The 13634-nt window shown below is 69.8% G+C and carries 11 protein-coding genes and 1 tRNA gene; 10 read left to right on the plus strand and 2 right to left on the minus strand.

The window, feature by feature from the left end; all coding sequences use genetic code 11:
- Positions 1-115: 115 nt before the first annotated feature.
- The 4 genes from AWQ70_RS16845 to katG all read left to right on the plus strand — a co-directional run bounded on the left by AWQ70_RS16845 (position 116) and on the right by katG (position 6575).
- Positions 116-1897: an ABC transporter ATP-binding protein gene (locus AWQ70_RS16845; RefSeq protein ID WP_067177016.1), complete on the plus strand. Its 1782-nt coding sequence runs from the start codon at positions 116-118 to the stop codon at positions 1895-1897.
- Positions 1894-3723 carry an ABC transporter ATP-binding protein gene (locus tag AWQ70_RS16850; protein ID WP_067177018.1) on the plus strand — a complete coding sequence of 610 codons (1830 nt, stop codon included), beginning with the start codon at positions 1894-1896 and terminating at the stop codon, positions 3721-3723. Before AWQ70_RS16845 ends, AWQ70_RS16850 begins: the two co-directional genes overlap by 4 nt.
- Before the next feature lie 149 nt (positions 3724-3872).
- Positions 3873-4310, plus strand: a complete 438-nt coding sequence (locus AWQ70_RS16855) for a Fur family transcriptional regulator (RefSeq protein WP_067177020.1) — start codon at positions 3873-3875, stop codon at positions 4308-4310.
- A 33-nt stretch (positions 4311-4343) separates the two neighbouring features.
- On the plus strand, positions 4344-6575 hold the full coding sequence (katG, locus tag AWQ70_RS16860; RefSeq protein ID WP_067177023.1) for a catalase/peroxidase HPI: 2232 nt from the start codon (positions 4344-4346) through the stop codon (positions 6573-6575).
- Between the two features lie 255 nt (positions 6576-6830).
- Here the strand turns inward: katG and AWQ70_RS16865 are convergent.
- A tRNA-Leu gene (locus tag AWQ70_RS16865) sits at positions 6831-6905 on the minus strand.
- Between the two features lie 119 nt (positions 6906-7024).
- Here AWQ70_RS16865 and AWQ70_RS16870 point away from each other — a divergent pair.
- The 6 genes from AWQ70_RS16870 (at position 7025) to AWQ70_RS16895 (ending at position 12826) form a co-directional block, all read left to right on the plus strand.
- On the plus strand, positions 7025-7606 hold the full coding sequence (locus AWQ70_RS16870) for an ANTAR domain-containing response regulator (RefSeq protein ID WP_281197022.1): 582 nt from the start codon (positions 7025-7027) through the stop codon (positions 7604-7606).
- Between the two features lie 331 nt (positions 7607-7937).
- Complete coding sequence (locus AWQ70_RS16875; protein ID WP_067177027.1) at positions 7938-9131, plus strand: branched-chain amino acid ABC transporter substrate-binding protein; 1194 nt, start codon at positions 7938-7940, stop codon at positions 9129-9131.
- Positions 9132-9233: 102 nt separating this feature from the next.
- Positions 9234-10202, plus strand: a complete 969-nt coding sequence (locus AWQ70_RS16880; protein ID WP_067177029.1) for a branched-chain amino acid ABC transporter permease — start codon at positions 9234-9236, stop codon at positions 10200-10202.
- A complete protein-coding gene (locus AWQ70_RS16885) occupies positions 10199-11338 on the plus strand; it encodes a branched-chain amino acid ABC transporter permease (RefSeq protein WP_067177032.1) in 1140 nt (379 codons plus the stop codon). Before AWQ70_RS16880 ends, AWQ70_RS16885 begins: the two co-directional genes overlap by 4 nt.
- A gap of 41 nt (positions 11339-11379) precedes the next feature.
- Positions 11380-12120 carry an ABC transporter ATP-binding protein gene (locus tag AWQ70_RS16890; RefSeq protein WP_157530150.1) on the plus strand — a complete coding sequence of 247 codons (741 nt, stop codon included), beginning with the start codon at positions 11380-11382 and terminating at the stop codon, positions 12118-12120.
- On the plus strand, positions 12110-12826 hold the full coding sequence (locus AWQ70_RS16895) for an ABC transporter ATP-binding protein (protein WP_067177037.1): 717 nt from the start codon (positions 12110-12112) through the stop codon (positions 12824-12826). The genes AWQ70_RS16890 and AWQ70_RS16895 overlap by 11 nt, the downstream gene beginning before the upstream one ends.
- A 196-nt stretch (positions 12827-13022) precedes the next feature.
- Here AWQ70_RS16895 and AWQ70_RS16900 read toward each other — a convergent pair whose 3' ends face one another.
- Complete coding sequence (locus AWQ70_RS16900) at positions 13023-13577, minus strand: hypothetical protein (protein ID WP_067177039.1); 555 nt, start codon at positions 13575-13577, stop codon at positions 13023-13025.
- Positions 13578-13634: the final 57 nt, after the last annotated feature.

A 13634-nucleotide genomic window follows, 5' to 3' on the forward strand; every position in this document is an offset into this window, starting at 1 on the left:
CGTTATGAAGACATAGCTGTCGGTGGCCGAAAACCGGTTGATCAAACGCGGGAGCCTGGGCAACCATGGCGGGAGCGAGCCCCGTCCCCGTCAGGTGAGGAGTCTGCGCCCGGCCATGCCGTCACGATCAGGCCCCACCTCAGACGCTCGAAAACCCTCCTGGACCTCGCTGTGGCGGCTGAAGTCCTATCTCCGCCCCTACACCCGGCCGCTCGTCCTCATGTGGACGGCGGCCGTGCTCGGTATCGCGGCCGGCATCCTGACGCCGCTCGTCGGCAAGGAGATCATCGACGGCCCGGTGACGCACGGCGACCAGGCCGCCCTGCTGCCGCTGGGGCTGCTCGCGCTCGCGCTCGGCGTCGCCGAGGCCCTCCTCACCTTCCTGCGCCGGTGGTCCCAGGCCGCTCCCGTGCTCGGCCTGGAGACGGCGATCCGCGACGACCTGTACCGCCACCTCCAGCGGCTGCCGATGCGCTTCCACGACGAGTGGCAGTCCGGGCAGCTCCTCTCCCGCGCGACCACCGACCTGTCCACGATCCGGCGGTTCCTCGGGTTCGGCGTGCTGTTCCTCGTGATGAACGTCCTCCAGCTCTCCACCGTGATCGTGGTGCTCCTGAGGATGTACTGGCCGCTCGGCCTGCTCGTCGCCGGGTCGGCGATCCCCGTCGTCGTCCTGTCGCTGCGCTTCGAGAAGCGCTACATCCGCATCTCCCGCCAGGTGCAGGACGAGCAGGGCGACCTGGCCACCTTCGTCGAGGAGGCCGCGCTCGGCATCCGCACGATCAAGGCGTTCGGACGGCGGCGCCACGTGGCGGCGACGTACGACGGGCTGGCGGGCAGGGTGCACCGCACCTCGCTGGACAAGGTGGGGCTGTCCTCCCGGTTCTTCACCTTCCTCGAAGTGGTGCCGAACGTCACCCTCGCCATGGTGCTGCTCCTCGGCGCGCTCGCCGTCGGCGGAGGCTGGCTGACCCTCGGCACCCTGGTCGCCTTCACCACGCTGGTGCTCCAGCTCGTCTGGCCGGTCACCTCGCTCGGCTACATCCTGGCGATGGGCCAGGAGGCCATGACCTCGGCCGACCGGGTGGTCGAGGTGCTCGACACCGAGCCCGAGATCGTCGGCGGCGCGCGGGTCCTGTCCGCGCCGCGCGGCCACCTGAGGTTCGAGGGTGTCGGCTTCCGGTTCCCCGGAGCGGAGCGGCCCGTGCTGAACGACGTCTGGCTCGACGTCGAGCCGGGCGAGACCGTCGCCGTCGTCGGCGCGACCGGCTCGGGCAAGACCACGCTCACCGCGCTGGTGCCGCGCCTGGTGGACGTCACCGCGGGCCGCGTCACCGTCGACGGCCACGACGTGCGCGACCTGTCCCTCACGTCGCTGCGCTCGGTCGTCGCCACCGCGTTCGAGGAGCCCACGCTGTTCTCGATGAGCGTCCGCGAGAACCTCACCCTCGGCCGCCGGGACGCCACCGACGAGGAGGTGCGCACCGCCCTGGAGATCGCCCAGGCCACCTTCGTGTACGACCTGCCCTGGGGGCTCGACACCCGCATCGGCGAGCAGGGCATGTCCCTGTCCGGCGGCCAGCGGCAGCGCCTCGCCCTGGCCCGCGCGGTGCTCGGCAGACCCCGCGTCCTCGTCCTGGACGACACCCTCTCGGCCCTCGACGTGGAGACCGAGGCGCTGGTCGAGGAGGCGCTGCGCGGCGTCCTCGCCGACGCCACCGGCCTCGTCGTCGCGCACCGGGCCTCGACCGTGCTGCTCGCCGACCGGGTCGCGCTGCTGCGGGACGGCACCGTCACCCACGTCGGCCGCCACGCCGACCTGCTGGCAGGGGTGCCCGAGTACCGGGCGCTCCTCGCGCAGGACGCCGAGCTCGACCCGGAGGAGGCGCTGCGGTGAGCGGGGAGGCGACGGGGGACGGGTGGCGCGGCGTCGCCGCCGAAGACCAGGACAACCTCTCCGACCGGGTGTCGCTCCTGCTGCGCACCCGCTCCCGCCGGCTGCTCGGCGGCCTGCTGCGCCCGCACCGGCGCGGCATGGCGCTGCTGATCGCGATCATCGTGCTGTCCAGCGCCGCCGGGCTGGCCATCCCGTACCTCGTCGCGGTCGGCATCGACGAGGGCATCCCGCCGATGTTGCGCGGCGGAGGTCCGGGGACGCTGCTCGTCATCGTCGCGGCGCTCGTCGCGGCCGCGCTGGTCCAGGCGCTCACCCGGCGGGCGTTCCTGCGGCTGTCCGGCCGCATCGGCCAGGACATCCTGCTCGAACTGCGCCGCCGCGTCTTCGACCACTTCCAGCGGCTGTCCCTGTCGTTCCACGAGAAGTACACGTCGGGACGGGTGATCTCACGGCTCACCTCGGACATCGAGGCGATCGCCGAGCTGCTCGCCTCCGGCCTGGACGGGCTCGTCACGGCGGTGCTCACGCTCGCCGGCACCGCCGTCATGCTGCTCGCGCTCGACGCGCAGCTCGCCGCGGTGGCGCTGCTGCCGCTGCCCCTGCTGCTGCTGTTCACCCGCTGGTTCCGGCGCTCGTCCAGCGTCACCTACCGCAGGACCAGGGAGGCCGTCGCCCTGGTCATCGTCCACTTCGTCGAGTCGATGACCGGCATCCGCGCCGTCCAGGCGTTCCGCAGGGAGCCGCGCAACCAGGAGATCTTCGAACGGCTCAACGACGGCTACCGCGACGCCAACATGCGAGGGATGCGGCTCGTCGCCGTCTTCATGCCCGGCATCAAGCTGATCGGCAACGTGACCGTGGCCGCCGTCCTGCTGTACGGCGGCTGGCTGGCGCTCCACGACGCCGTCACCGTCGGCGTGCTGGCCGCGTTCCTGCTCTACCTGCGCCAGTTCTACGAGCCCATGCAGGAGATCAGCCAGTTCTACAACACGCTCCAGTCGGCGGGCGCGGCGCTGGAGAAGTTGTCCGGGGTGCTGGAGGAGGAGCCGGCCGTCGCCGAGCCCCGCCGCCCCGCGGCCCTGCCGTACGCGAAGGGGACGGTGCGGTTCGAGGGGGTCGAGTTCCGCTATCCGGGCGGCCCGCCGGTCATCCCGGCGCTCGACCTGGAGATCCCGGCCGGACAGACCGTGGCGGTCGTCGGCACGACGGGCGCGGGCAAGACCACCGTGGCGAAGCTGATCTCCCGGTTCTACGACCCGGTGGCCGGCCGCGTCCTGCTCGACGGCGTGGACCTGCGCGACCTCGGCGAGGCGACGCTGCGCCGGTCGGTGGTCATGGTCACCCAGGAGAACTTCCTGTTCACCGGCACGGTCGCCGACAACATCAGGTTCGGCCGGCCCGACGCCCCGGACGAGGACGTCGTCGCGGCCGCCCGCGCGATCGGGGCCCACACGTTCGTCTCCGGGCTGCCCGACGGGTACGACACCCAGGTCGGCAAGCGCGGCGGGCGGATGTCGGCCGGTCAGCGCCAGCTCGTGGCCTTCGCGCGGGCGTTCCTCGCCGACCCGTCCGTCCTCATCCTCGACGAGGCGACCTCCAGCCTGGACGTGCCGAGCGAGCGGCTCGTCCAGCGGGCGCTGCGCACGATTCTGGCGGACCGTACCGCGGTGATCATCGCGCACCGGCTGTCCACGGTGGAGATCGCCGACCGGGTGCTCGTCATGGAGGACGGCCGCGTGGTCGAGGACGGCCCGCCGGACCGGCTCGTCGCCGGGGCGGGGCGCTTCGCCCGGTTGCACCGCGCCTGGCTCGACAGCCTCGCCTGACCGGCGGGGCGCCCCGTCGTCGTATGTCCTCCACCAGTGGGAACACCGACTCTCATCGGGGCGCCAGGGCGTACGTCGCCTGAGGCCATCCTAAACTTGGACTATTCAATCTCTTGTGATGTTCCTGTTTGTGAAGGTAGGTTTGCGCGATGACCGCATCCCGGACTCCGACCACCGCCGACGAGTTGCGCGGTGCCGGACTACGAGTGACGGCCGCCCGTGTCGCACTGCTCGAGACCGTCCGGGGCGGCGACCACCTTGATGTCGAGGCCATCGCCTCGGGGGTACGCGATCGTGTGGGCCATGTCTCCCTTCAGGCCGTGTACGAGGCCCTCCACGCCCTCACCGCGGCGGGACTCGTCCGCCGCATCGAACCGGCCGGCAGTCCGGCCCGGTTCGAAGGGCGTGTCGGGGACAACCATCACCACGTCGTGTGCCGGTCGTGCGGCGTCGTCGCCGACGTCGACTGCGCGGTCGGCGCCGCGCCCTGCCTGTCCGCGTCGAACGACCACGGCTTCTCGATCGACGAGGCCGAGGTCATCTACTGGGGCCTGTGCTCCGACTGTTCCACCACTCGCAGTTCCTGAGCATCGTGATCCGCCTATTCCGGAGGGATTTCCATGTCTGAGAACCATGACGCGATCGTCGTAGACGCGAAGACGGAGGGCGGAGGTGGGTGCCCGGTCGCGCACGGGCGCGCCCCGCACCCGACCCAGGGCGGCGGCAACCACCGGTGGTGGCCGGAGCGGCTCAACCTGAGGATCCTCGCCAAGAACCCCGCCGTGGCCAACCCCCTCGGCGAGGAGTTCGACTACGCCGAGGCGTTCAACACCCTCGACCTCGCGGCTGTGAAGCAGGACATCGCGGAGGTGCTGACCACCTCGCAGGACTGGTGGCCGGCCGACTTCGGCCACTACGGCCCGCTCATCATCCGGATGGCGTGGCACAGCGCGGGCACCTACCGGATCAGCGACGGCCGCGGCGGCGCCGGGTCCGGCCAGCAGCGCTTCGCCCCCGTCAACAGCTGGCCGGACAACGCGAACCTCGACAAGGCACGCCGCCTGCTGTGGCCGGTCAAGAAGAAGTACGGCAAGAAGCTCTCGTGGGCCGACCTGCTGATCCTCTCCGGCAACGTCGCCCTGGAGACGATGGGCTTCACGACCTTCGGCTTCGCCGGCGGCCGGGTGGACGCCTGGGAGCCCGACGAGGACGTCTACTGGGGCCCCGAGTCCATCTGGCTCGGCGACGAGCGCTACACCGGCGACCGGGATCTCGAGAACCCCCTCGCCGCGGTCCAGATGGGCCTCATCTACGTCAACCCGGAGGGCCCGAACGGCACCCCGGACCCGATCGCCGCGGCCCGCGACATCCGCGAGACGTTCCGCCGGATGGCGATGAACGACGAGGAGACGGTCGCGCTGATCGCGGGCGGCCACACCTTCGGCAAGACGCACGGCGCCGGCCCGGCCGACAACGTCGGCCCCGACCCCGAGGCCGCCCCGATCGAGGAGCAGGGCCTCGGCTGGAGGAGCGCGTACGGCACCGGCAAGGGCGGCGACACGATCACCAGCGGTCTCGAGGTCACCTGGACCGCAACGCCGACCACGTGGGACAACAGCTTCTTCGAGACGCTGTTCGGGTACGAGTGGGAGCTGTTCAAGAGCCCCGCCGGCGCCAACCAGTGGCGGCCGAAGGACGGCGCCGGGGCGGGCACCGTCCCCGACGCGCACGACCCGTCGAAGCGCCACGCTCCGACGATGCTGACGACCGACCTGTCGCTCCGGTTCGACCCCATCTACGAGCAGATCTCGCGGCGCTTCCTGGAGAACCCCGACGAGTTCGCGGACGCGTTCGCCCGGGCGTGGTTCAAGCTGACCCACCGCGACATGGGCCCGGTCGCGCGCTACCTCGGCCCGGAGGTCCCGAGCGAGGTGCTGCTGTGGCAGGACCCGCTCCCGGAGCGGACGTACGAGCTCGTCGACGCCGAGGACATCGCCTCCCTCAAGGAGCGGATCCTCGCCTCGGGCCTGTCGGTGTCCCAGCTCGTGTCCACGGCGTGGGCGTCGGCCGCGTCCTTCCGCGGCAGCGACAAGCGCGGCGGCGCCAACGGCGCCCGCATCCGCCTGGAGCCGCAGAGCGGGTGGGAGGTCAACGACCCCGATCAGCTCGCGACGGTGCTGCGCACCCTGGAGGGGATCCGGGAGGCCTTCAACGCCGCCCAGACCGGCGGCAAGCGGGTCTCGCTCGCCGACCTGATCGTGCTCGCGGGCGGCGTGGCCGTCGAGCGGGCCGCCAAGGACGCCGGCTTCGACGTCGAGGTCCCCTTCACGCCGGGACGCGTGGACGCGTCGCAGGAGCAGACCGACGTGGAGTCGTTCGCCGTGCTCGAGCCCGCCGCCGACGGGTTCCGCAACTACCTCGGGAAGGGCAACCGGCTGCCGGCCGAGTACCTGCTCATCGACCGGGCGAACCTGCTGACCCTGAGCGCCCCCGAGATGACGGTCCTCGTCGGTGGCCTGCGCGTCCTCGGCGCGAACCACCAGGGGTCGTCGCTCGGCGTCCTCACCACGGCCCCCGGGGCCCTGACCAACGACTTCTTCGTCAACCTGCTCGACCTGGGCACGGCGTGGAAGGCGACGTCCGAGGACGCGAACACGTTCGAGGGGCGCGACGCCGCCACGGGCGAGGTCAAGTGGACCGGTAGCCGGGCCGACCTCGTCTTCGGCGCGAACTCCGAGCTGCGCGCGGTCGCGGAGGTCTACGCGAGCGACGACGCGAAGGAGAAGTTCGTGCGCGACTTCGTCGCGGCGTGGACCAAGGTGATGAACCTCGACCGGTTCGACCTCGTCTGATCTCGACGTCCGGGCCGGTCCCCGCCGGCCGGCCCGGACGTCCTCGGTCCGGCGGGCCCGGGCCGGCATCCGCGTGATTCCGGCATCCGCGTGATTCCGACGGCCGATGATTCCGGGCGGCCGGTGATGAGGTCTGCGAGCGACGGCCGCCGACGGAACGCGAGATCCGGGGGCGCGTCTCGCGCGCCTGAGCCGTACGCCCTCGGCCGAGCCGAGGGAAACCGGCGGTCTCCGGATCGGTGTGACAGATGAAAGTGCCCCGGGTGGGACTCGAACCCACACTGTACGGGTTTTGAATCCGCTCCCTCATGCCAATTGGGGTACCGGGGCTTCAATCCGGACTCTATATGACTCGTCCGAACCCGTCGCCTCGGAGCCTAGCGGATGAGCGATCACCCGCGAACCCCAGGCGTGGTCCTACTGTAGTGGACATCGGTAACCTCTTGTGCGTGACTACGCAGCGGCGAGTGGTGATCGCGGAAGACGAGGCCCTGATCCGCCTCGATCTCAAGGAGATGCTCGAAGAGGACGGCTACGCCGTCGTGGGGGAGGCCGGCGACGGCGAGACGGCCGTCAAGAAGGCCATGGAGCTGCGCCCCGACCTGGTGATCCTCGACGTGAAGATGCCCGTGCTCGACGGGATCTCGGCCGCCGAGCGCATCGTCTCCGAGCGGATCGCGCCCTGCCTCATCCTCACCGCCTTCTCACAGCGCGACCTGGTGGAGCGGGCCAGGGACGCCGGCGCCATGGCCTACCTGGTCAAGCCGTTCACCAAGGGTGACCTCGTCCCCGCGATCGAGATGGCGGTCAGCCGGCACGAGGAGATCGCCGCGCTGGAGAAGGAGGTCTCCGGACTCTCCGAGCGGCTGGAGACGCGCAAGCTGGTGGAGCGGGCCAAGGGCCTGCTGATGGCGCAGCACGGCTGGACCGAGCCGCAGGCGTTCCGCTGGATCCAGAAGGCGTCGATGGACCGCCGCATGAGCATGCGGCAGGTGGCCCAGGTCGTCGTCGACGACGCGGCCGAGGGCTGAGGCCGGGCGGGCGAGGCCGCCCGGCGCCTCCGACCGCGCCGGGTCATGCCCGGAAGCGCGCGCCGCGATCCGCCGCAATACGGGTAAAAGCACTATCTTGGCGATTCGTGCTGCCCGACAAAAAGGGTACAAAACGGTCTTTGGCAAGTTTGTTATCAGATCGATTTTCTCCGGGTTCGCTTTGCATAACAAAGCCATAACTGTGATGGCCTCTGTACCGACCTGTGACTTCGCGAGGTTGTACTACCGCTCACGACCCCTGGGCTGACCGCTGTCTTGGGGCGGACGTGTATCCGATCCCCATGGGGGATCAAGCGAAAGGAAGGCAACCTTGCGATCCACGATCGCTCGCCTCGGCGGCGTCGTCGCTGCCGGTACAGCGCTTGTCCTCGGTCTCGCGGCCTGTGGAAGCGGCACGGAGGAGGCTTCGCCGACCGGTGCTCAGAACGGTGACGGTGTCACCACCCTCAAGATCGGGTTCATGGGTGACCTGACCGGGGCCAACTCCGCGCTGATGATCCCGCCGTCCCAGGGCGCCCAGCTCGCCGTCGACGAGTTCAACGCCAAGTCGACCAAGGTCAAGGTCGAGCTGGTGAAGTACGACAGCCAGGGCAACCCCGACCAGGCCGTCACCCAGGTCCAGCAGGCCATCACCCAGGACAAGATCACCGCCCTCGTCGGCCCCGGTTTCTCCGGCGAGTCGCGCAACGTCGGCCCCATCCTGGAGCAGGCCAAGATCCCGAGCATCTCGGCCTCGGCGACCAACCCCGCGCTGGCCGACAACGGCTGGAAGTTCTGGCACCGCGTCGTCGCCAACGACGACGTCCAGGGCCCGGCCGTCGCCGAGTTCCTGGTCAAGGCCAAGTCGGCCAAGAAGGCCTTCGTCATCGACGACGCCGCGGAGTACGGCGCCGGCCTCGGTGACGCGGTGGCCAAGGGCTTCGAGTCCCAGGGCGTCAAGGTCGAGCGCGACAAGATCGACCCCGAGGGCTCGGACTACTCCTCGACCGTCACGAAGGTGAAGGCGTCCGCGCCGGACGTCATCTTCTTCGGCGGCTACTACGCCCCGCTCGGCCGGCTGCTCAAGCAGCTCCGCGACGGCGGCGTGACCGCGGTCGTCTCCTCCGGCGACGGCTCGGTCGACCAGGCGCTCGTCGAGGGCGCGGGCAAGGACGCCGCCGAGGGCGCGGTCCTCGGCTGCCCCTGCCTCATCCCGTTCGGCTCGGACGTGCCGGAGCTGAAGACCTTCAGCGACAACTACAAGGCGAAGTTCGGCACCGACCCGCTGATCTACGCCACCGAGGGCTACGACGCGATGAGCGCCTTCCTGAAGGCGATCGAGGCGGGCAACACCACCTCCGAGAAGATCAACGAGTACCTCTCGACGATCGACTTCAAGGGCGTCTCCAAGCAGATCAAGTTCAACCCGAACGGTGAGATCGCCGCGAGCGTCATTCACATCTACGAGGTGAAGGACGGCAACGTGACCTGGCTGGGCGACACCTCGAAGGCCCAGCTGAGCTGAGGCGACGAGTAGCGACCTGAGAACGCTGAGGAGCGGGAGCGACCCCGCTCCCGCTCCTCACTGCCCGGCGACCCCGGTTGCCCCGGTTCGAAAGCGACCACCGTGCTCAACGACTTCATCAACCAGGTCGGGCCCTCCACTGTGGGCGGCCTGGCCAGCGGCGCGATCTACGCGCTGATCGCTCTCGGGTACACGATGGTGTACGGCGTGCTGCGCCTGATCAACTTCGCCCACTCGGAAATCTTCATGATCGGCTCCTTCGCGGCGCTGTTCGTGATCAACTTGATGGGGATCACGGGCCCGCTCAGCGGGATCGCGCTGGTCGGGACGATGCTCCTGCTTCTGCTGGCCTCCATGGCCGCCTCGGGCGGCGCGGCCGTCGTGCTGGAGCGGGTGGCGTACCGACCGCTGCGCAGGCGCGGCGCCTCCCGGCTCGCGGCGCTCATCTCCGCGATCGGCGCCTCGATCTTCCTCCAGGAGCTCTTCGCCCTGGTGATCATCCCCGAGGTGTTCGACCGTCCCTCCCAGGGCCGCAACCAGGTCCCCGTCCCGCGGCTCTTCGACCGCGAGACGGTCTTCTCGATCGGCAACACCGACATCAGGAACGACCACCTGTTCATCATCGTCGCCGCCGTGGCGATGATGATCCTGCTCGACGTCTTCGTGAACCGCACCAAGATCGGCCGCGGCATCCGGGCGACCTCCCAGGACCCCGAGACCGCCGTGCTCATGGGCGTGAACATCGACAGCATCATCCGCACCACCTTCTTCGTCGGCGGCGCCATGGCCGGCGTGGCCGCGCTGCTCTACGCCATGGAGTTCGAGAACCTCCGCTTCAACGTCGGCTTCCTGCTCGGCGTCAAGGCGTTCACCGCGGCGGTGCTCGGCGGCATCGGCAACCTACGTGGGGCGCTCCTCGGCGGGCTCATGCTCGGCCTCATCGAGAACTGGGGCTCGATCTTCTTCGGCTCCGAGTGGAAGGACGTCATCGCCTTCACCGTCCTCGTCCTCGTCCTCCTGTTCCGTCCCACCGGCATCCTCGGTGAATCCCTCCAGCGAGCGCGCGCATGAACGCTAACTCCAACGTCCGATCAGGAAACCCGCTGACGGCCCTCAGACGGACGGTCGGCGGCTACACCGACGGCGTGCGCGACTGGTGGGCGACCGCGCCCGGCTGGGCCCGCTGGACCGTGTACGCCCTGCTGATCGCGCTCGCGATCGTCGCGCCCAGCGACGCCATCGGGTCGTTCATGTCCCCGCACTCGCACTGGGCGTCGCTGCTGTTCAGCCCGATCGGGACGTACGTCCTGCTCGCGGTGGGCCTGAACGTGGTGGTCGGGCAGGCCGGCCTGCTGGACCTCGGCTTCGTCGCCTTCTACGCCATCGGCGCCTACACCATGGCGATCTTCGGCACCAAGTACGGCTGGACCTTCTGGCCGGTGCTGGTCGTCGGTATCTTCATGACGGCGGTGTCGGGCATCATCCTCGGCTCGCCGACGCTGCGGCTGCGCGGGGACTACCTCGCGATCGTCACGCTGGGATTCGGCGAGATCGTCCGGATCACCGCGCAGAACACCGAGTACATCGGCGGCTCGCGCGGCATCACCAACATCCCCCACCCGGAGCCGATCTTCGGGGTGGAGTTCTTCCTCGACCCGCTGCCGTACTACTACCTGCTGCTCGCGGCGATCATCCTCGTCGTCGTCTTCGCGAAACGGCTGGAGCGGAGCCGGGTCGGCCGGGCCTGGGAGGCCATCAGGGAGGACGAGGACGCCGCCGAGCTGATGGGCGTGCCGACCTTCAAGTTCAAGCTCCTGGCCTTCTTCATCGGGGCCATGATCGGCGGCCTCACCGGCGTCATCTGGGCCAGCAAGGTCATCGCGATCCAGCCGCCCAACTTCCCGTTCATCCTGTCGGCCACGATCCTGGCCGCGGTGGTCCTCGGCGGCTCGGGCAACCTGCCCGGCGTCATGATCGGCGCGTTCCTGATCGCCTGGCTGCCCGAGCGGTTCCGCGGCTTCGCGGACTACCGGATCCTCATCTTCGGCGCCGCGCTCGTGCTGATGATGGCGCTGCGGCCGGAAGGGCTGCTGCCACCTCGCCGACGCCGCGCCGTCGCGAGCGCGGGCGGGACCAAGCCGGAGACATCCGCCGCGAGCGGTGACGAGGCCGGCGGCGACCGGCCCGCCGAGGAGGTGGCCAAGTGAGCCTGCCGGACAAGACGCTCCTGGAGCTCCGCCAGGTGACCATGCGCTTCGGCGGCGTCCAGGCGCTCGGCGGAGTCGACCTCACCATCAGGGAAGGGGAGATCTTCGCGCTCATCGGCCCGAACGGCGCGGGCAAGACCACGGTGTTCAACACGATCACCGGTGTCTACCGTCCGACCTCGGGCGAGATCGTCTTCGACGGCCAGAAGATCAACGGCCTGAAGCGGTTCAAGGTGACCAAGCTCGGCGTCGCCCGCACCTTCCAGAACATCCGGCTGTTCCACAACATGTCGGCTCTGGAGAACGTCCTGGTGGGCGCGGACGCGCACCACAGGACCGGCGCGGTCGGGGCGGCGCTCGGGCTGCCGTGGCACCGGCGCGAGGAGAGGCGCGGCCGCGAGCGGGCGATGGAGCTGCTGGAGTTCGCCGGCATCGCCCACCGCGCCGACGAGACGGCCAAGAACCTCCCGTACGGCGACCAGCGCAGGCTGGAGATCGTCCGGGCGCTCGCGACCGAGCCCAAGCTCCTGCTGCTGGACGAGCCCGCCGCGGGGATGAACCCGGCGGAGAAGATCGAGCTGCAGAAGCTGATCAAGGCCATCCGCGACGCGGGCCGCACGATCCTGCTGATCGAGCACGACATGGCCCTGATCATGGGCATCAGCGACCGCATCGCGGTGCTGGACTTCGGCCAGAAGATCGCCGACGGTCTCCCGGCCGATGTGCAGAACGACCCGCGGGTCATCGAGGCGTACTTGGGAGCTCCCGCAGATGCTTCTTGAGATCAAGGACATCCACGTCCACTACGGCAAGATCGAGGCTCTCAAGGGCGTGTCGCTGGAGGTCGGCGAGGGCGAGATCGTCACGCTCATCGGCGCCAACGGCGCGGGCAAGACCACGACGCTCAAGACCATCTCGGGGCTGCGCAACCTGTCGTCGGGCAGCATCGTCTTCGACGGCAAGGACATCAGCCGCCTGCCGGGGCACAAGCGCGTGCTCGTCGGCATCGGCCAGTCCCCGGAGGGCCGGGGCGTGTTCCCCGGCATGACGGTGACGGAGAACCTCCTCATGGGCGCGTACGCCCGGCGCGGCGACTTCTCCAAGGACCTGGACGAGGTCTTCGAGCTGTTCCCGCGCCTGGCCGAGCGCAAGAACCAGCACGGCGGCACGATGTCTGGCGGCGAGCAGCAGATGGTCGCCATCGGCCGCGCGCTGATGAGCAAGCCCAAGGTGCTCCTCCTCGACGAGCCGTCGATGGGGCTGGCGCCCATGCTGGTGGCGCAGATCTTCTCGATCATCAAGCGGATCAACGAGCGGGGCACCACGGTCCTGCTGGTCGAGCAGAACGCGCAGCAGGCGCTCCAGCTCGCCCACCGGGCGTACGTCCTGGAGACCGGCACGGTGGTCAAGTCCGCTCCGGCGGCCGACCTCCTGGACGACCCGCAGGTGCGCGAGGCGTACCTGGGCGGCGCGCTCGGCCAGCACTGACGGCGCTGGCGACACTGGCGGTACTGGCGGCACCGAAGGTGCTGCGCTGAGGAGGCCGGCCGGGACGGCGATCCCGGCCGGCCTCCCGTGTGCGCTCGGCCCGCGTGCGCCTCGGCCCGCGTGCGCCTCGTGCGCGTCGGCCCGCTTGCGCCTCGTACGCCGCGGGGCGCGCGCTCCGCTTCTCGCGCACGCGGCCTCAGCGGACGGGCAGCTCGACGCCCTTGGACGGTGTGACCGAGCCGAACTGCGGCGCGCCGAACAGCCGGACCTTCGTGATCGTGGCGTCCTTCGGGACGTCGAACCAGAGGTCGAACTCCGTGCGCACGAAGCTGCCGATCATCATCTCGTCGGGCTGCCGCTTCATCGCCTGGGTGAAGGAGTCGACGGGGAACTCGCGGCCGTCGGACGCGATGAGAAGCTGGCGTTTGGCGTCGAACTTCGAGTTGGTCCTGTCGATGTTCTGGACGACGATCCTGACGCTCGCGAACCGGCCCTTGGCGTTCCACTCCGCGTGGCTGCCGATGAGGCTCGACAAGCCGTCCTGGAAGCCGACGAGCCAGAACCGGGTGGCGCCGTCGGTCACGAGGGAGGGGCGGAGCACGCGCTCACCGGGGCGGGCGGTCTCGGCCGGGAGCAGGTAGGTGTGGGCGGTGGCGGCCGGCTTCGGCGGCGGGTCCGAGCATCCGGTCACGAGGGCGCCCGCGGTCACGGTGGTGACCGCGAGCAGTACGGTCCGGGCAAACCACGGCATTACCGCACGATAGATCGGAGAGCGGGATCCCGCACTGGGATGTGATCAGGTGTTTCC

This window comes from Microtetraspora niveoalba, assembly GCF_001570405.1.
In the GTDB taxonomy this organism is placed as follows: domain Bacteria; phylum Actinomycetota; class Actinomycetes; order Streptosporangiales; family Streptosporangiaceae; genus Microtetraspora; species Microtetraspora niveoalba.